At 61.5% G+C, this 18,980-nt stretch carries 17 protein-coding genes; 11 read left to right on the forward strand and 6 right to left on the reverse strand.

Going from position 1 to position 18,980, the window contains the following annotated elements; translation table 11 throughout:
* On the forward strand, window positions 1–318 hold a 318-nt coding region (locus P3T24_RS35570; protein ID WP_429441469.1), incomplete at its 5' end, for a hypothetical protein.
* Window positions 319–372: 54 nt separating this feature from the next.
* Here P3T24_RS35570 and P3T24_RS35575 read toward each other — a convergent pair.
* From P3T24_RS35575 to P3T24_RS35585, 3 genes are all read right to left on the reverse strand, one after another.
* Window positions 373–1,641 carry an SGNH/GDSL hydrolase family protein gene (locus P3T24_RS35575; RefSeq protein ID WP_429441471.1) on the reverse strand — a complete coding sequence of 423 codons (1,269 nt, stop codon included), beginning with the start codon at window positions 1,639–1,641 and terminating at the stop codon, window positions 373–375.
* A 113-nt stretch (window positions 1,642–1,754) separates the two neighbouring features.
* A complete protein-coding gene (locus P3T24_RS35580; protein WP_429441473.1) occupies window positions 1,755–3,377 on the reverse strand; it encodes an NAD(P)/FAD-dependent oxidoreductase in 1,623 nt (540 codons plus the stop codon).
* Window positions 3,378–3,503: 126 nt separating this feature from the next.
* A complete protein-coding gene (locus P3T24_RS35585) occupies window positions 3,504–3,860 on the reverse strand; it encodes a DUF2628 domain-containing protein (protein WP_429441475.1) in 357 nt (118 codons plus the stop codon).
* 143 nt (window positions 3,861–4,003) lie between these two features.
* Between P3T24_RS35585 and paaA the strand changes: the two genes are divergently transcribed.
* The 8 genes from paaA (at window position 4,004) to P3T24_RS35625 (ending at window position 10,390) form a co-directional block, all read left to right on the forward strand.
* Window positions 4,004–5,002, forward strand: a complete 999-nt coding sequence (paaA, locus tag P3T24_RS35590) for a 1,2-phenylacetyl-CoA epoxidase subunit PaaA (protein ID WP_429441477.1) — start codon at window positions 4,004–4,006, stop codon at window positions 5,000–5,002.
* 124 nt (window positions 5,003–5,126) lie between these two features.
* On the forward strand, window positions 5,127–5,423 hold the full coding sequence (paaB, locus tag P3T24_RS35595; protein WP_429411502.1) for a 1,2-phenylacetyl-CoA epoxidase subunit PaaB: 297 nt from the start codon (window positions 5,127–5,129) through the stop codon (window positions 5,421–5,423).
* Between the two features lie 7 nt (window positions 5,424–5,430).
* Window positions 5,431–6,234 carry a 1,2-phenylacetyl-CoA epoxidase subunit PaaC gene (paaC, locus tag P3T24_RS35600; RefSeq protein WP_429441478.1) on the forward strand — a complete coding sequence of 268 codons (804 nt, stop codon included), beginning with the start codon at window positions 5,431–5,433 and terminating at the stop codon, window positions 6,232–6,234.
* Between the two features lie 18 nt (window positions 6,235–6,252).
* Window positions 6,253–6,792, forward strand: a complete 540-nt coding sequence (gene paaD, locus P3T24_RS35605; protein ID WP_429441480.1) for a 1,2-phenylacetyl-CoA epoxidase subunit PaaD — start codon at window positions 6,253–6,255, stop codon at window positions 6,790–6,792.
* A 1-nt stretch (window position 6,793) separates the two neighbouring features.
* Window positions 6,794–7,882, forward strand: a complete 1,089-nt coding sequence (gene paaE / locus P3T24_RS35610; protein WP_429441481.1) for a 1,2-phenylacetyl-CoA epoxidase subunit PaaE — start codon at window positions 6,794–6,796, stop codon at window positions 7,880–7,882.
* Window positions 7,883–8,032: 150 nt separating this feature from the next.
* The gene (locus P3T24_RS35615) at window positions 8,033–8,860 is read left to right on the forward strand and encodes a DUF1835 domain-containing protein (protein WP_429441483.1); all 828 of its coding nucleotides are present in this window, start codon (window positions 8,033–8,035) and stop codon (window positions 8,858–8,860) included.
* 14 nt (window positions 8,861–8,874) lie between these two features.
* Window positions 8,875–9,480, forward strand: coding sequence for a TetR/AcrR family transcriptional regulator (locus tag P3T24_RS35620; RefSeq protein WP_074262725.1), 606 nt, complete (start codon window positions 8,875–8,877; stop codon window positions 9,478–9,480).
* A 241-nt stretch (window positions 9,481–9,721) separates the two neighbouring features.
* A complete protein-coding gene (locus tag P3T24_RS35625) occupies window positions 9,722–10,390 on the forward strand; it encodes a GNAT family N-acetyltransferase (RefSeq protein WP_074262726.1) in 669 nt (222 codons plus the stop codon).
* Window positions 10,391–10,527: 137 nt separating this feature from the next.
* Here P3T24_RS35625 and P3T24_RS35630 read toward each other — a convergent pair whose 3' ends face one another.
* A complete protein-coding gene (locus P3T24_RS35630) occupies window positions 10,528–11,046 on the reverse strand; it encodes an Lrp/AsnC family transcriptional regulator (protein WP_074262727.1) in 519 nt (172 codons plus the stop codon).
* A gap of 125 nt (window positions 11,047–11,171) precedes the next feature.
* Between P3T24_RS35630 and hppD the strand changes: the two genes are divergently transcribed.
* Window positions 11,172–12,269 (forward strand): 4-hydroxyphenylpyruvate dioxygenase, encoded by a 1,098-nt coding sequence (gene hppD, locus P3T24_RS35635; RefSeq protein WP_074262728.1) that lies wholly within the window; start codon window positions 11,172–11,174, stop codon window positions 12,267–12,269.
* 130 nt (window positions 12,270–12,399) lie between these two features.
* Here hppD and P3T24_RS35640 read toward each other — a convergent pair whose 3' ends face one another.
* Complete coding sequence (locus P3T24_RS35640; protein WP_074262729.1) at window positions 12,400–12,594, reverse strand: hypothetical protein; 195 nt, start codon at window positions 12,592–12,594, stop codon at window positions 12,400–12,402.
* A gap of 366 nt (window positions 12,595–12,960) precedes the next feature.
* Between P3T24_RS35640 and P3T24_RS35645 the strand changes: the two genes are divergently transcribed.
* Window positions 12,961–16,560, forward strand: coding sequence for an indolepyruvate ferredoxin oxidoreductase family protein (locus P3T24_RS35645; RefSeq protein WP_429441485.1), 3,600 nt, complete (start codon window positions 12,961–12,963; stop codon window positions 16,558–16,560).
* Window positions 16,561–16,644: 84 nt separating this feature from the next.
* On the opposite strand, the gene P3T24_RS35650 is transcribed toward P3T24_RS35645, so the two are convergent.
* Window positions 16,645–18,927, reverse strand: coding sequence for an NADP-dependent malic enzyme (locus tag P3T24_RS35650; RefSeq protein WP_429441487.1), 2,283 nt, complete (start codon window positions 18,925–18,927; stop codon window positions 16,645–16,647).
* Between the last annotated feature and the right edge of the window lie 53 nt (window positions 18,928–18,980).

The raw sequence follows: 18,980 nt of genomic DNA on the forward strand, positions 1-18,980 counted from the left end.
AGACTTGATACTTTCGCTTTCGCGGCAAACCCCGAAAGGTCCACCGCCGCGTCGCCATCAAGCGCCCACACTTATCGGCTGTTAATTTTTAAAGATCGGTTACGCATTCACCACCAAACCGGCACCGCGTTGCATCACCTTCACAACCCTTCGGTACCGCTTCGTTCTGCGTCGCTGCATCAGCAGCAGAGAAACGAGATTATGAAGAATCTTTTTCGCTTCGTCAACAACATTTTTTCGCTTCCGCTTAAAACCTTGTTGACGCTACGGCCACTGGTTTCCGCAGCGGCGCTCGTCCGCAAACGAGGAGCCGAATAGTAGGCGAGCAATGGCCGTATGACAAGGGTTTGACGGAAATATTTTTTTGGCGAGTCACTTTCGAGTCGAATTTACTACCGCATCGAGCGGAATCGCCTGAGCCATCGCCGCGTAACCTGCATCGCTCGGATGGATGTGGTCGCCACTGTCATACCCCTCCCGCAAACGCGCAGGCTGGGCGGGATCGCGCAGCGCAGCATCGAAATCGACCACACCATCGAACGCTCCCGCGGTCCTGATCCATTGATTCGCCGCCAGCCGGATGCTTTCGCGCTGGGGTGGCAGCGAGGCAGGCGTGAGCGTCGCACCGAACACGCGCACGCCACGACGATGCGCCTCGGCAATCACCCGCTTGTAGCCGTCGATCAGGTCCTCGGCATTCACAGACGTATGCGGATAATCGCAATCAAGCCCGGCGCGCGGCGGCATCGAAGAGAAATTGATGTCATTGATGCCGATCAGCAGGATCGCCACTTTCACGCCCGGTCGCTCCAGCACATCCCGGCTGAAACGTTTAACGAGCGCCTCGCCATAGCAGGGCGAATCGTTAAGCAGACGGTTGCCGCTGATCCCTAGATTGACGACCGAAGTCGACCGGTCCCCTGCCTGAGTCAACCGGCGCGCGAAAGCATCCGGCCAACGGTGGTTTTCATTCAAGCTAGACCGCATGCCATCGGTAATGGAATCGCCGATCGTAGCAACCGCGGCTGCCGACGGCGCCTCCACGGACAACCCCGTCACCCACACAAACTGGGTGAATCGCTGATGAAATGCTCCTGACATAGAGTCATCAGTGTGATTGCCAGGCAGCGAGACGTAATTCACCTGATTCGACACGCGATGCCACGCCACCAGATTTTGATCCGCCCCCATGTACGAGCTGATCGCATACGGCGCACCGGCGACAATATCGACCTCGGCCGCATCGCTATCCAGTTCACTGCCGGGTGGCACTGTTACAGAGGCTTTCCCGCCAAACGTCACCTTGGCGCCGCCGTTCGCTTGTGTGGCCGCGCCACCCGCCGAACTCGCGATCCGCAAATCCTGGATCACCAACGGCGTCTTTCCATATTCGTTGCTGAGGTGAACCCGGACGGCGCGACCCGAAAGAGTCGGATACACGATTTGCCGGACCGTACGCCCAGCGACCTCCGGCGCCCTGTACAGCGGCGGCAGGTTAGCCTGCTGGGGAATCGACTGAAGGGCGGTCGCCCATGCGGACACCCAGTGCGTAGGAGCATCCGCGGCAATCGCTGCTGGTGCGACGGCGAATTGAACAAGCAGAACAGCGCCGCACACAGCGGCCAGAGTACGGAGGGTCATTCGGTTCGTGGGCAAAAAGCAAAGCGCCCATTGTGCCCGATCGATTGCAACGGGTGGCCGGCGCGAACAAACAGCCAGATCACACCGCCCGCGCCTTCGCGAGCAAGGCAAGCTCAGTGAGCAGCGCCCGCCGTCATGTCCAACGCCAATGCTTGCGCCACTTCAATTCCGTCGATCGCCGCAGAATAAATCCCACCGGCGTAACCCGCGCCCTCGCCGGCTGGATAGAGCCCTTCCACATTCATGCTCTGATAATCGTCCTTGCGGCGAATCCGGATCGGCGACGACGTGCGCGTCTCCACCCCCGTCAACACTGCATCGTCCATGGCGAAACCGGCGATCTTGCGGTCGAGTTGCGGCAGTGCTTCGCGGATGGCCTCGATGACATAGTTGGGCAGCGCCGTGCCGAGATCGGTCGGATGGACACCTGGTTTATAGGAGGGGACAACCGAACCGAGCGACGTAGACGGCCGGCCGGCAATGAAGTCGCCCACCCGCTGGCCCGGCGCGCAGTAATTGCTGCCGCCCAGTTCGAACGCCCGCTCTTCCCATTTGCGCTGAAACGCGATGCCGGCAAGCGGCCCGCCCGGATAATCCTCCGGCGTAATGCCAACCACGATGCCGGCATTGGCGTTGCGCTCCGCCCGGGAATACTGGCTCATCCCGTTGGTAACCACGCGGCCCGGCTCCGAAGTTGCCGCGACCACCGTGCCACCAGGACACATGCAGAAGCTATACACCGCCCGGCCGTTGCTGCAGTGATGCACCACCTTGTAATCTGCGGCGCCCAGTTGCTTGTGCCCGGCAAACTTGCCAAAGCGGCTGCGGTCGATCATCCCTTGCGGATGTTCAATCCGGAACCCGAGCGAAAACGGCTTCGCTTCAATGTAAACGCCGCGTTTGTGCAGCATTTCGAAGGTGTCGCGCGCGCTGTGACCGACTGCGAGCACCACGTGGTCGCACGGCAGTGTTTCACCATTGGACAACTGCAGAGCACGCACCTTGCCCTGCTCGATCTCAATATCCTCGACGCGCGTCTCAAACCGCACTTCGCCGCCGAGTTCATGAATGGTGGCGCGCATCTTCTCCACCATGCTGACCAGACGAAAAGTGCCGATATGCGGCCTGCTCAGATAGAGAATGTCTTCCGGCGCACCCGCTTTCACGAACTCCTCGAGCACCTTGCGGCCGTAGTGATGCGGATCCTTGATCTGGCTGTAGAGCTTGCCGTCCGAGAATGTGCCGGCTCCACCTTCACCGAACTGCACATTGGATTCGGGATTGAGCACGGACTTGCGCCACAGCCCGAACGTATCTTTAGTACGCTCACGAACAGCCTTGCCGCGCTCGAGAATAATGGGGCGAAAACCCATCTGGGCGAGGATCAACCCCGCGAACAGCCCACACGGTCCCATGCCGATCACCACCGGCCGCAGCGCCGTCATATGCTCGGGCGCCTTCGCGACAAAGCGGTACGCCATGTCCGGTGTCACGGCGCAGTGAGGCACGCTCGCGAGGTGTTTCAAAGCGGCCGCTTCATCCTTCACCTCGACATCGACGATATACGTCAGCTTGATATCGGCGCGCTTGCGCGCATCGTGTGCGCGACGGAACACGGTGTAACGGACGAGCCCGTCAGACGGTACGCCCAGCTCGGCGAGGCGCGCGAGAACGGCGGCATCGAGAGCGCTATCGGGGTGATCGAGCGGGAGTTTGACTTCGCTTAGACGTAACATGGGAACCAGGAATGCAGGGGGCGCAAAATTGCAGCCAATCCGCGATTTTATAGGTTCTGCAGCGGGCTAGGCCAGCAACGGTTGAGCTCGAACCGTCCAAAGGCGTTATTTCGGACCGGAGCGCCGCTATCGCAGCACCCCTGTTTCAGGCCCCGGACCTTTGATCACGTAACCTTTGCGTTCCAGGTCGCGGCGGTACCACTGGTTGGCATTCATACCGCAGTAAATCGCAAACACGATACTCAGCACCAGGCTGACCACATCGGCGGTGACGCCTGCGAACCCGATCAGGCCAATCGCCAGATCCACCGCCAGCAGCACCAGCGCGACCAGCCACATGCGCTTCATGAGTGCCCAGACAAAACCCAGCAGAAACGCCGACCAGCTAAAGCCAGTACTCACTTCGACCGTTTCAGTCCTCGTGGGATGTTGCAAATAGATCCGCTCCGCCATTTCTCTTTCGTCCTTGAGATTAATCTTCACAAACTCACGCGCCGTGCCGGCCTCCACCGTACCCTATCTAAACCATCCGAACCCACCCTCAATCAATCTCAAAAAAATCATTAACCGACCGGTCGGTTGGTTTATACTCCACCCACGGACAACTTTGGACGAGAGTGCTCGCCATGTACACGCAATCCCTCGACATATCAGGCAACGTTGCGCCGCTAGATGGTGCCGCCGGCTCGCCCGAACAGGCGCATTTCGATGCGGTCATGGCCGCCGACGGCAAGATCGAACCGCAAGACTGGATGCCCGATGCCTATCGTAAAACGCTCGTGCGTCAGATTTCACAGCACGCGCATTCGGAAATCGTCGGCATGCTGCCCGAAGGCAACTGGATTACCCGCGCGCCGAGTCTGAAGCGCAAGGCAATTCTGCTCGCCAAGGTGCAGGATGAGGCGGGCCACGGTCTTTATCTATATAGCGCGGCAGAAACGCTCGCGGTTTCACGCGATCAGCTGATCGACGCCCTGCACGCCGGCAAAGCCAAATATTCGAGCATTTTCAATTATCCGACACCCACGTGGGCGGATGTCGGCGTGATCGGCTGGCTGGTCGACGGCGCGGCGATCATGAACCAGATCCCGCTGTGCCGCTGCACCTATGGCCCATACGCCCGGGCGATGATCCGCATCTGCAAGGAGGAGTCGTTCCACCAGCGCCAGGGATTCGACGCGCTGCTGTCGATGATGAGCGGCACCGAAGCCCAGCGCGAGATGGTCCAGCAGGCGGTGAACCGCTGGTGGTGGCCGGTGCTGATGATGTTCGGCCCGAGCGACAAGGATTCGATCCACAGCAATCAATCGTCGAAATGGGGCATCAAGCGCATTTCCAATGACGATCTGCGTCAAAAATTTGTCGACGCCACCGTCGACCAGGCCAAGGTCCTCGGCGTCACGCTGCCGGATCCAGACCTGAAGTGGAACGAAGCGCGCGGTCATCACGACTACGGCGACATCGACTGGGAAGAGTTCTGGCGCGTGGTCAACGGCGACGGCCCGTGCAACCGCGAGCGTCTCGCCACCCGCGTGAAAGCTCATAACGACGGCGCCTGGGTCCGCGAAGCGGCCCTCGCCCACGCGGAAAAGCAGCGCCAACGCGCGCAGCAGCACGCAGCGTAAGCACAGCGACGCAGGGATGATTAGCTCGAACAGGCACAGCGTCCGGCAGCAACAGGCACTAACAGACATTTAATAGCTGCCAACCGGTACGAGCCAACAGCAAAAGATTCAGGAGATTTCGAGAATGGACAAGTCGACAAACAAAGAGTGGCCGATCTGGGAAGTGTTCGTGCGCAGCAAGCAGGGCCTCGACCACAAGCACTGCGGCAGTCTGCACGCTGCCGACGCGCCGATGGCGCTGCGCATGGCGCGCGACGTGTACACCCGCCGTCAGGAAGGCGTGAGCATCTGGGTGGTGCCGTCCTCGGCGATCACCGCATCCGACCCGCAGAACAAGGCGGAGCTGTTCGAACCGGCTGGCGACAAGATCTATCGCCATCCGACGTTCTACACACTCCCCGACGAAGTCAACCACATGTAAGCGCGTCATGGACATCACGCCCCAACACCTTTCCTACGTGCTGCGTCTCGCGGACACCGCACTGATCCTCGGTCAGCGCAACGCCGAGTGGTGCGGCCACGGCCCGATTCTCGAAGAGGACATCGCGCTCGCCAACATGAGCCTCGACCTGATCGGCCAGGCGCGGCTGCTGTACACGCACGCCGCAACGCTCGAGCATGCGCTCACCGGCGCCAGCAAGAGCGAAGACGACTACGCGTATTTCCGCACCGAGCGCGAGTTCGCCAACTACACGCTCGCCGAGTTGCCGCATTACGGGCCGCTCGCCGGCACCGCGCACGCGGACAAGGACTACGCGGTTACGATCGTGCGCAACTTCCTGTACTCGACGTTGATGGCGCATCTCTGGACGGCGCTTACCGCGTCGACCGACGCACAACTCGCGGCCATCGCCGCGAAGTCGATCAAGGAAACGCGCTACCACGTCCATCACGCCGGCGAATGGCTGGTCCGGCTCGGCGACGGCACGGATGAGTCGCATCGCCGCGCGCAGGACGCGCTCGATTACCTGATGCCCTACACGCGCGAGTTCTTCAGCGTGGACGCGGTTGAGGAAGTCATCGCCGCAACTGGCATCGGTCCGCTGACCGCCGATCTGCAAGGCGCCTGGGAAGAAGACGTACGAGCCACGCTCGACGAAGCCACGCTCACGTCACCTGAACCGGTGAAGCATGTCACGACGGGCAAGCTTGGCGAACACTCGGAACACATGGGCTACGTGCTGGCTGAGATGCAGAGCCTCGCGCGGCAGCACCCCGGCGCGAGCTGGTAGGCCCTGGAGCACAAGACGATGGCCGCGAACCTCACCACGACCGTGGACCCGACGCTGGAGCGCGCATGGACAGCGCTGGAAGCGGTACCCGACCCGGAGATTCCGGTGGTGTCGATTCGCGAGCTCGGCATCCTGCGCGACGTCCGGCGTGCTGCGGATGGCATGCTCGAAGTCGTCATCACCCCGACGTACTCCGGCTGCCCGGCCATGTCGCAGATTGCCGAGGACGTCGCACACGCGCTCGAGGCCGCGCAGCTCACGCCGTACCGCATCGCCACTGTCCTCGCCCCTGCCTGGACCACCGACTGGATGACCGCCGACGCGCGCGAAAAGCTGCGTGCCTACGGCATCGCGCCGCCCACCGGCAATTGCGCGAGCGATGCACCTCAGGAAAAAGTAATCCGCTTCGTCCGCACGGCAGCAGTCCCCGCCCCGGCGTGCCCGCGTTGCGGCTCGGTCCATACCGAACGTCTCGCGCAATTCGGCTCGACGGCCTGCAAGGCGCTGTACCGCTGTCTCGACTGCCGCGAACCTTTCGACTATTTCAAACCCTACTGATATGGCCACCCCGCAATTTCACCCCCTGCGTATCCGCGAAGTCCGGCCCGAAACCGCCGACGCGGTCTCGGTCGCCTTCGAAGTCCCCGCCGAACTGCGCGAGCAGTATCGCTTCACGCAGGGCCAGTTCGTCACGCTGAAGACGCACATCGACGGTGAGGAGACGCGCCGCTCGTATTCGATCTGCGTCGGCGTGACCGACTACGACCGCGACGGCGAACTGCGTATCGGCATCAAGCGCGTGCGGGGCGGCCGCTTTTCGAACTTCGCATTCGACACCCTGCAGCCCGGTCACACGATCGACGTGATGACGCCCGACGGTCGCTTCTTCACGCACCTGAACGCGGAACAGGGGCAGCAATACCTCGCCTTTTCCGGCGGCTCCGGCATCACGCCCGTGCTCGCGATCATCAAGACGACCCTCGAATTCGAGCCGCGCAGCACCTTCACGTTGGTCTACGGCAACCGCAGCGTCGACCAGATCATGTTTGCAGAAGAACTGGAAGACCTGAAGAACCGCTTCATGAACCGGTTCGTGCTGTATCACGTGCTGTCGGACGATCTGCAGGAGGTCGAACTGTTCAACGGTGTGCTCGACCAGCAGAAGTGCGCAGCGTTTATCCAAAACCTGGTGCCAGCCGAAGTCATTGACGAAGCCTTCATCTGCGGTCCCGCGCCGATGATGGACGCCGCTGAGGCCGCGCTGAAAGCCGCGGGCCTGCCGCCCGCGAAGGTTCACGTCGAAAGGTTCGGCTCGCCACTGCCCCAAGCGGGCGTGCCGCCCGTCGAAATCACCGAAGATACGCCAGCGGCGGACCTCGAGATCGTCCTCGACGGCAAGAAACGCAAGCTGCGCCTGCCTTACGAGGGCGTGAGCGTACTCGACGTCGGCCTGAAGGCCGGCCTCGCGCTGCCATATGCCTGCAAGGGCGGCGTGTGCTGCACCTGCCGCGCCAAGGTGCTCGAAGGCGAAGTACGGATGAAAAAGAACTACACGCTCGAAGACCACGAAATCCGCGACGGCTTCGTGCTGACCTGCCAGTGCCATCCGGTGAGCGACCGGGTGGTGGTCAGCTACGATGAGCGTTAGACAACATTGCGGGCGCACATCTTCCACGATGCACGCCTGAGCGCTTTCAGCTCACCCGCGATCCGCTTACACTAAGGGCCGCTCGCGATCGGGACCCGGTTCCGCTCGCCAGGCGGCCCTTTCTGTGACTGATTTGCCAACGAGCTGTTGATGAGCACAATCCACCTGACTAACGGCGACGTCGCCGCCGACTCCCTGCGAAGCGCCCTGCGACAGGCGGGGCGCGACGATCCCGTGCAGTCGTTGCGCGACGATCTGGCGGTCGGCCCGCTGCGCGGGGTCGACGACACGCCCGAGGTGCGCGCCGAATTCTGGCAACGCGTGACGGACGGAGCCCCACACGACGGCGCACCACGCAATTTCCAGGGCGAATTCACCGAACAGGCAACATTGCTGGAGCAACTCGTGGCCGGTGACACGCAGGTGGCCGTCTGGCACGCCGAAAGCGCGGCCGACCAGTTGACCCTGCGAAGGGTCTGCTACCACCTGCGCAACAATCCTCAGCGCCTGAACGAAGTCCGCCTCTCGATCCGCGACCTCACCGACCCCAATGCCTTCGCCCATAGCCGACCAGACCACGCGACGTCGGTCGGGATGTTTGCGCCGGACATCCTGCAGACGCGGCTTCCGGACGTTGCGCCGATCTCGGTGCTGCGCATCAGCCGGCTCGCCCTCGAATGGCAGGAGGTCAAGCAGGCGAACGGCGAAACCCGCCGCTGGCGCGACAACACCTTCACGAGCGGCACGTTCGCCGAGTTGGACGCGCTCATCCTGGAACACGCCAGCGACGCCTGGCGCCCCGCCGCCCGTATCGCCGCGCAACTGATGGTCGCCGACCTGGGCTTTCTCGTCAGCGACAGCCTCGTGTTCTGGCGCTTCCGCGAACTGGCCGCAAGCGGGCGCGTGAGCCTGCGCGGCGATCCTTCCGCATGGCGCGCGCTGGAATTGCGCGCGGACCTTTCCACCTGTTCCAGCTAAGGACCCCAAGGACCATGGCCCGCACCCGCGCACCAGACCACGAAACCCAGCGCGACCAGATCCTCGAACTGGCCGCGGCCAAGTTCGCGCAGACGAGCTATCCAAGTACCTCGATGGCCGATCTGGCTGCCGCGAGCGGCACTTCGAAGGCGCGCCTCTACCACTATTACGAAAGCAAGGAAGCGATCCTGTTCGATCTGCTCGACCGCTATACCAGACGGCTGATGCTGATCATCGCGGAAGTGGAAGGCTCGAGCCAGCGACGTGGCCTGACCGAGCGGGAAACCTTCGCCGAACTGATCCGCGCGTTTCTGTCCGAATACGAGAACTCTCACAGCCGGCATGTTGCGCTGCTGAACGACGTCAAATATCTGGTCGACGCGCAACGCGAGATCATCCTGAATCGCCAGCGCGACGTGGTCGCGGCATTTGCGCGCCAGCTAACGCGCGCCTATCCGGAACGCGCCAACCGCGACAACCAGACAGCGCTGACGATGATGGTCTTCGGCATGATCAACTGGACTTTCACCTGGCTGAAGCCGGGCGGCCGGATGGGCTACGGGGAATTCGCGGAACAGGTCGTCGACATGGTCGACCACGGGCTGCGGGCTAAGGATTAGCATCGAAATATTGCGATGCAACAGCTTCCAGAGAGGGAGGTTGCCTGCAAGCCACAGTTGACGATGTGACGTATGCAGAATCAATAACTGTTAATAATCATATATATAAAAATAGGTTCACAACAGAATAGAGCGTGACATCGAATCGATATCCGGGTTTTCCCTAGTTATGGGATTGCGCTTCCGATAGAATTTGACCTTGCGGTGCACCATGCCGCTAGATCAAAAGGAGAACCCAACCATGACCACGCCCACTACTCGCGCCGCCGAGCCGATCGTCACACCCGATCGCCTGTCACAGGCAGCCGGTCACGCGCATGCTCTGGTACGGGAGCTGACCGCTATCGACCGCGAACGCCTGCTGACGCACTTTCTCGCACTGGGCGAAGACGACCGCCTGCTGCGCTTCGGTCAGCTCGTGCCGGACCACGTAATCGAAAACTACGTGCGCGCCATCGATTTCACCCGTGACACCGTGTTCGGTGTTTTCGACAACCAGTTGCAACTGGTTGGCGTGGGCCACCTCGCCTATCTGCCCGTTGAGGGCGACAAGCGCACCGCCGAGTTCGGCGTATCGGTGCTGGAAAGCACGCGTGGCCAGGGCATTGGCAGCAAGCTGTTCGAGCGCGCCGCCATCCGCAGCCGCAACACGCACGTAAGCATGCTCTATATGCACTGCCTGTCGCGCAACTCCACGATGATGCACATCGCGAAGAAGGCCGGCATGAAGATCGAATACGCGTACGGCGAAGCCGATGCGTATCTGACACTGCCGCCGGCCGACCAGTCGAGCATCATCGCTGAAATGCTGCAGGAACAGGCCGCCGTGTTCGACTACGCGTTGAAGCGCCAGGCGCGTCAGGCTTCGAAGATTTTCGAATCGTTCATGCCGGCTGCGGCGGCGGCCTGAATCGCCTAAGCACATCCTCGCTGGATAAGCAAAAGGGCGGCTCAGCCGCCCTTTTGCTATTGCACCGCCGAAGTTTGCCGCCGCCGCGATTTCCCCTGGAACAGGCCAATATGTCCTAACACGGTCATCTGCTCCGCTCAAAGAATCGGCAACGCCGTCGTCTCCTTGAACGTCTCCAGCGAGAAACTCGATTTCACGTCGATCACTGACGGATGGTGCAGCAACCGGTCCTGCACGAAGCGGGAAAAGTGCGCCATGTCCTGAACCTGCACGCGCAGCAGGTAATCCATATCCCCCGTCATGGCATGGCAGGCGACCACCTCCGGCCAGGTCTGGACCGCGGCGCGAAACAGATCGGCATGCGTCGCGCCCGCTCGCACCGGTGCGCCGTCGCCGCGCGGGCTGATCGTCGGGACGCTGCGCTTTTCCAGCCGCACATTTACATACGCAAGCAAATCGAGGCCCAGCTTCTGGGCGTCGAGCAATGCGACATAGCCGCGAATCACGCCACTCTCCTCCAGCCTCCGGATGCGCCGCAGACACGGACTGGGTGAGAGGCTCACCCGTTCTGCAATCTCCTGATTCGACAGTCGACCGTTCTCCTGGAGGATGGTGAGAATTCGTCGATCGATGACATCCATCTCGATATTAGCCATCTTCTGCCACCAAACCCTATTTTTGAGCCATGAACTAGCGCCAGCCTACGCAATCACGATTAAGTTCGCAAGTTTCCATCGCGTACGCCCCTTTAAACTGGCGGCATTCGACACAGGAGACAGATATGCAGGTTCAAACGTGGGACAACCCCGTCGGCACCGACGGCTTCGAGTTCATCGAGTACACCGCGCCGGATCCCAAGGCACTGGGCAAGCTGTTTGAACAGATGGGCTTCACTGCGATCGCGCGGCATCGTCACAAGGACGTGACGCTGTACCGTCAGGGCGACATCAATTTCATCGTCAACGCGGAGCCCGATTCGTTCGCGCAGCGCTTCGCGCGCCTGCATGGCCCGTCGATCTGCGCCATCGCCTTTCGCGTACAGGACGCCGCCAAGGCGTACAGGCAGGCGCTCGAAAAAGGCGCATGGGGCTTCGATAACAAGACCGGCCCGATGGAACTGAACATTCCGGCGATCAAGGGCGTCGGCGATTCGCTGATCTATTTCGTGGACCGCTGGCGTGGCAAGAATGGCGCGGAGCCGAACAGCATCGGCGATATCGGCATCTACGATGTCGACTTCGTGCCGATTCCCGGCGCCAACCCGAACCCGGTCGGCCACGGCCTCACCTATATCGACCACCTGACGCACAACGTCCACCGCGGCCGCATGCAGGAATGGGCGGAGTTCTACGAGCGCCTCTTCAACTTCCGGGAAGTGCGTTACTTCGACATCGAAGGCAAGGTGACGGGCGTGAAGTCGAAGGCGATGACTTCACCGTGCGGCAAGATCCGCATTCCGATCAACGAAGAAGGCTCGGAAACTGCCGGTCAGATTCAGGAATACCTCGACGCGTATCACGGCGAAGGCATTCAGCACATTGCGCTCGGCAGCGACAACATCTACCGCACCGTCGACGGGCTGCGCGAGGCGAAGATTGCGTTGCTCGATACGATCGACACTTACTACGAACTGGTCGATCGGCGCGTGCCAAATCACGGCGAGCCGCTCGACGAGCTGCGCAGGCGCAAGATCCTGATCGACGGCGCGCCCGAAGATCTGCTGCTGCAGATCTTCACCGAAAACCAGATTGGCCCGATCTTCTTCGAGATCATTCAACGCAAGGGGAATCAGGGGTTCGGCGAAGGTAATTTCAAGGCGCTGTTCGAATCGATCGAGTTGGATCAGATCCGACGCGGCGTGGTGCAGGACAAGGCGTAGCCCCGGACCAACACCAACGCGCCATAAGAAAAGGGCGAGGATCGCAAGATCCCCGCCCTTTGTTGTTTCAGCAGCCGCCCAGCCTCAGGCGACCGCAAGAATTGGATCGACGAATCGCCTCAGCGATACATCACGAAAGCTGCTCGTCCTCGCTGGCCTCGCTCGAAGGCGTAGCACGATTGGAAGCAATGCGAGCGGGTGCGACGCGCGCCGTACAAGCCACCGCGTTTGCGAGGGTACTCGCGCTGTTGGAGCGCACCGGCGCGCTCATCGCAAAGAATGCGGCGGAGACCATCAGGAAGGTCTGGATATTTCTGGTGTTCATGCGTACTCCTTTTCTAACTGCCTGCTTGTCGTGAAGCTCCACCAACCGCGGAGCGTTGCGCGGACACGTGCACAGGTGGGTGGTTAGACTGGGTTTTCAAGATGGGTTCCGGGAAATTGAAGCTTTTACAGCTTGTTACACGATGCTCTGGAAATAATTCAACATCTCCCTTGACTGTCACAATCACGTCATTGGCACCGTAGCGATTCGCGCCGCAGTACAGCATTTTTAATGCCATGCGGCGGGTTTCTCCCAGTGCTACCATCACTTAAAACACGTCAATATGGCGACCCCGGCCGAAGCATTCACAAGATGCCGAGGCCAACAAGTTTTGGCGATCCCAAACAGGTTGGAGGAGTACAGACAATGAATGCCCCGCTAGACGCCGGTCAGCGAGCCTCGCTCGAAGCCGCGCTCAATTCCGTCACGCTCGACGACAAATACACGCTGGAACGCGGCCGCGCATACATGAGCGGCATCCAGGCCCTCGTGCGTCTGCCCATGTTGCAGCAGGAACGTGACAAAGCCGCAGGGCTCAATACTGCCGGGTTCATCTCCGGCTATCGCGGATCTCCGCTTGGCGGTCTCGACCAGTCGCTGTGGAAGGCGAAGCAGCATCTCGCCGCACACCAGGTCGTATTCCAGCCCGGCGTCAATGAAGACCTTGCCGCCACCGCCGTGTGGGGCTCGCAACAGGTCAACCTGTATCCGAACGCCAAATTCGACGGCGTCTTCTCGATGTGGTACGGCAAAGGCCCTGGCGTCGACCGTTCCGGCGACGTGCTCAAGCACGGCAATTCGGCCGGCTCGTCGCAACATGGCGGCGTCCTCGTGCTCGCCGGCGACGACCATGCCGCCAAGTCCTCGACGCTCGCGCATCAGTCCGAGCACATGTTCAAGGCTTGCGGCCTGCCGGTGCTGTTTCCGTCGAACGTGCAGGAATACCTCGACTTCGGCCTGCACGGCTGGGCCATGAGCCGCTACTCCGGTCTGTGGGTCGCGATGAAGTGCGTGACCGATGTGGTCGAATCGTCGGCTTCGGTGGATATCGACCCGCACCGCACGAAAATCGTGCTGCCTGAAGATTTCGCCATGCCGGACGGTGGCCTGAATATCCGTTGGCCCGATCCGCCGCTGGTCCAGGAAGCGCGTCTACTCGATTACAAGTGGTACGCCGCGCTCGCCTACGTGCGCGCCAACAAGCTGGACCGCGTGGAGATCGATTCGCCGCAGGCGCGCTTCGGCATCATGACGGCCGGCAAGGCTTATCTCGACGTGCGTCAGGCGCTGACCGACCTCGGACTCGACGACGACACCTGCTCGCGCATCGGCATTCGCCTTTACAAAGTAGGTTGCGTGTGGCCGCTCGAAGCGCAAGGCGCACATAGTTTCGCGCAAGGGCTCGAAGAAATTCTGGTGGTCGAGGAAAAGCGCCAGATCCTCGAATACGCGATCAAGGAAGAGCTGTACAACTGGCCCGACGCACAGCGTCCGCGCGTATTCGGCAAATTCGACGAGAAGGATGGCGCCGGCGGCGAATGGTCCGTGCCGATGGGCAACTGGCTGCTACCAGCGCACTACGAGTTATCGCCAGCGATCATCGCCAAGGCCATCGCCACGCGTCTGGAAAAGTTCGACCTGCCTTCCGATGTACGCGCACGCATCGCAACGCGTATTGCCGTGATTGAAGCGAAGGAAAAAGCGCTGGCCCGGCCGCGCGTCGAAGTCGAGCGCAAGCCGTGGTTCTGCTCCGGCTGCCCGCACAACACGTCGACCAATGTGCCGGAAGGTTCGCGGGCGATGGCGGGTATCGGCTGTCACTACATGACCGTGTGGATGGACCGCAGCACCAGCACGTTCAGCCAGATGGGCGGTGAAGGCGTGGCATGGGTTGGCCAGGCGCCGTTCACCAACGACAAGCATGTGTTCGCCAACCTCGGCGACGGCACCTACTTCCACTCGGGACTGCTGGCGATTCGCGCGGCGATAGCCTCGAAGGCGAATATTACCTACAAGATTCTGTACAACGACGCGGTTGCGATGACGGGCGGCCAACCGGTCGACGGCGTGCTGACCGTGCCGCAGATCACGCATCAGCTTGCCGCCGAGGGCGCAGCGAAAATCGTGATCGTCACCGACGAGCCGGAGAAGTACCACGCGAACGTCGGTCTCGCGCCGGGCATCACGATCCATCATCGCGACCAGCTCGACGACGTGCAGCGCGAGCTGCGCGAGATCGCCGGCACCTCGATCCTGATCTACGACCAGACCTGTGCAACCGAGAAGCGCCGCCGTCGCAAACGCGGCACGTATCCGGATCCGGCTCGCCGCGTGGTGATCAACGAAGCAGTCTGCGAAGGCTGCGGCGACTGCTCGGTGAAGTCCAACTGTCTGTCGGTCGAACCGCTGGATACCGAGTACGGCACCAAGCGTCAGATCAACCAGTCGACCTGCAACAAAGACTTCTCGTGCGTGAACGGCTTCTGCCCGAGCTTCGTCTCGGTTGAAGGCGGACAGTTGAAGAAGCCTAAGGCTTCATCTGGCGCGAGCGCAGAGGCGATGCCACCGGTGCCCATGCCTGAGCTGCCGTCGATCGAGCGTCCGTATGGCGTACTCGTCACCGGCGTAGGCGGTACGGGCGTGGTGACGATCGGCGCGCTGCTCGGCATGGCCGCTCACCTCGAGAGCAAGGGCGTGACGGTACTGGACGTGACCGGCCTCGCGCAAAAGGGCGGCGCCGTGATGAGCCACGTGCAGATCGCGAAGCAGCCCGCCGACATCCACGCAACGCGCATCGCCATGGGCGAAGCCAGTCTTGTGATCGGCTGCGACGCGATCGTGACTGCCAGCGACGAATGCGTCTCGCGGATGCAGGTGGGCCGCACGCGCGTCGTGCTGAACAGCGCGCACACGCCGACCGCAGCGTTCATCAAAAACCCGAACTGGCAATTCCCGGGTGCCGATGCGGAATCGGATGTACGCACGGGCGCCGGCGAGGCAGGGGTCGACGCAATCGACGCCAACCACTTCGCTGTTGCGCTGCTCGGCGATGCGATCTATACGAACCCGTTCGTGCTCGGCTACGCCTGGCAAAAGGGCTGGGTACCGCTGACGTATGAATCGCTGATGCGTGCCATCGAACTAAACGCGGTGCAGGTTGAAAAGAACCGTTCAGCATTCGAATGGGGCCGCCGTGCGGCACATGACCTCGCGGCTGTGCGCAAGATTGCGCAATCGCAAGGCCGCACCGCGACGACGGAAACCGCCAGCAGCAAGATCATCTCGCTGCATACGCCGAAGGCACTCGACACGCTGATCGAAAAGCGCGCCGGCTATCTGACCGCGTGGCAAAACGAAGCCTACGCAGCGCGCTACCGCGAACTGGTGGCGCAGGTGCGAGTGGCGGAATCGGCGCTCGACTCGGGCGACGGTCAATTGCCGTTGACCGAGGCAGTGGCAAAGAACCTCCACAAGCTGATGGCCTACAAGGACGAGTACGAAGTCGCCCGTCTGTACGCCGATCCGGCCTTCATGGAAAAGCTGAAGGCAAGTTTCGAGGGGGACTGGAAGGTCAATATCCACCTCGCGCCGCCGGCTTTCTCGAAGAAGGACGCGCACGGTCATCTGATCAAGAAGAAGTACGGACCGTGGATTCTCAGCGCCATGCGTGTGCTTGCGAAACTCAAGTTCCTGCGCGGCACCGCGTTCGATGTATTCGGCAAGACGGAAGAGCGTCGCACCGAGCGGGCGCTGATCGGCGAGTATGAGGCGCTGGTGCGTGAAGTGATCGGCGGCCTGAGCGCGCAGAAGCACGCGTTGGCGGTCGAACTGGCGAACCTGCCGGACGGCATCCGTGGCTACGGACACGTGAAGGAAAACAACCTTAAGGGTGTGCGGGTCAAGTGGCAGGAATTGCTGGGTCGCTGGCGCGCGCCGCAAGGCAGCCAGGCACAGCACGCTGCGTGATGACGGTGAGATGCCCGTGTGCAGCACGCGGGCATCTCACAAGCGCCGCAAAAAGCGGCGCACCCTCAGAGAGAACAGCGACCGTTATTGCGCGTTCGCTTTCACACGCGCATTCGCCGAAGCCACCGCCGTCATGTTGATAATCCGGCGCACGGTCGCGGCCGGCGTCAGGATATGCACCGGCTTTTCCGCGCCGAGCAGGAACGGTCCCACCGTCACGCCTTCGCCACCGATCATCTTCAGCAGGTTGTACGTGATGTTTGCCGCTTCGACGTTCGGCATGATCAGCAGGTTAGCTTCGCCTGTCAGCCTGGTGCCCGGAAACGCAGCCTTGCGGACCATCTCCGACAACGCAGCGTCACCATGCATCTCACCGTCGATCTCCAGCTCCGGCGCACGTTCCACGATCAGCTTGCGCGCTTCGGCCATGCGTTGCGACGAAGCCGAAGGCACGCTGCCGAAGTTCGAATTCGACAACAGCGCGACCTTCGGCGTAATGCCGAACTTCTCGATCTCGCTAGCAGCCAGCACCGTCATATCGGCGAGTTGCTCGGCAGTCGGCACTTCGTTGATGTACGTATCGCAGATAAACAGGTTGCGGCCAGGCAGCATCAGCAGATTCATCGCCGCCAGGTTCTGCACGTTTTCCGCCTTGCCGAGCACCTGTTCGATGAACTTCAGATGGCTCTGGTACGTATCGATCATCCCGCAGATCATGCCGTCGGCATCCCCCACACGCACGAGCAGCGCACCGATCAACGTGTTGAACTTGCGTAGCGCGGCCTTCGCGACTTCCGGCGTGACGCCTTCACGCGCACCGATCTCGTGGTACTCCTGCCAGCACTTCTGATAGCGCGGATCGTCTTCCGGATTGACGATCTCGAAGTCTTCGCCGCACTTGAGCTTCGAGCCCATCTTCTTCAGACGCATGTCGATCACCGCCGGACGGCCGACGAGGATCGGCTTCGCGATCTTCTCCAGCAACACGAACTGCGCCGCACGCAGCACGCGCTCGTCTTCGCCTTCGGCAAACACGATGCGCGCCGGCGCCGATTTCGCCGCGGCAAACACCGGACGCATCACCATGCCGGTACGATAGACCGTGGTGCCGAGCTCTTCGCGATACGCGTCCATGTCCTTGATCGGACGGGTCGCCACACCTGAATCCATCGCAGCCTGCGCGACGGCCGGCGCAATCTTGATGATCAGGCGCGGGTCGAACGGTTTCGGGATCAGGTAGTCCGGGCCGAATTCGAGCGTGTGCCCCTCATAGGCCTTCGCCACTTCGTCGCCCTGGTCGGTTTCTTCGGCCAGTTCAGCGATCGCACGTACGCACGCAAGCTTCATCTCTTCCGTGATGGTCGTCGCACCCACGTCGAGTGCGCCGCGGAAGATGAACGGGAAGCACAGCACGTTGTTGACCTGGTTCGGATAATCCGAACGGCCCGTGGCGATAATCGCGTCCGGGCGCACCTTCTTCGCTTCTTCCGGACGAATCTCCGGTTCCGGGTTGGCCAGCGCGAGAATCAGCGGCTGGGTGCCCATTTCCACGACCATTTCCGGCTTCAGCACGCCGGCGCTCGAGCAACCGAGGAACACATCGGCGCCGCGAATCGCATCGCCCAACGTACGCGCGCCGGTGTTCGCCGCATAACGTTCCTTCGACGGATCCAGATTGCCCCGGCCTTCGTAGATCACGCCCTTCGAATCGGTGACGAGCACGTTCTTCTTCGAAAGGCCCAGATGCACCAGCAGGTCGAGACACGCAATCGCCGCGGCGCCCGCACCCGAGCAAACCAGCTTCACTTCTTCGAGCTTTTTGCCGACCACTTTCAGGCCGTTCAGGATCGCCGCCGATGCGATGATCGCCGTACCGTGCTGATCGTCGTGGAAGACCGGAATCTTCATGCGCTCGCGCAGCTTCTTCTCGATGTAGAAGCATTCCGGCGCCTTGATGTCTTCGAGGTTGATGCCGCCGAGCGTCGGCTCGAGCATCGCGATCGCTTCGACCAGTTTGTCGGGATCGTTCTCGGCGAGTTCGATATCGAACACGTCGATGCCGGCAAACTTCTTGAACAGACAGCCCTTGCCTTCCATCACCGGCTTCGCGGCCAGCGGGCCGATGTTGCCGAGGCCGAGCACGGCGGTGCCGTTGGTAATCACGCCGACGAGGTTGCCGCGCGAGGTGTACTTCTGCGCGTCGAGCGGTTCATCGAAGATCGCCATGCAGGCCGCGGCGACGCCTGGCGAGTACGCCAGCGAGAGGTCGAGCTGATTCGAGAGTGGCTTGGTCGGCGTGACCGAGATCTTGCCGGGCTTCGGATTCTGGTGATACGCGAGAGCGCTTTGCTTCAGTTGTTCGTCCATTTTTTGGCCTGCGAGACGTAAGTGATCGGGCCCGGCTCAGTGCGCCGTGTGCC

Origin of the sequence: Paraburkholderia sp. GAS33 (assembly GCF_050436645.1) — a bacterium.
Taxonomy (GTDB): domain Bacteria; phylum Pseudomonadota; class Gammaproteobacteria; order Burkholderiales; family Burkholderiaceae; genus Paraburkholderia; species Paraburkholderia phenazinium_B.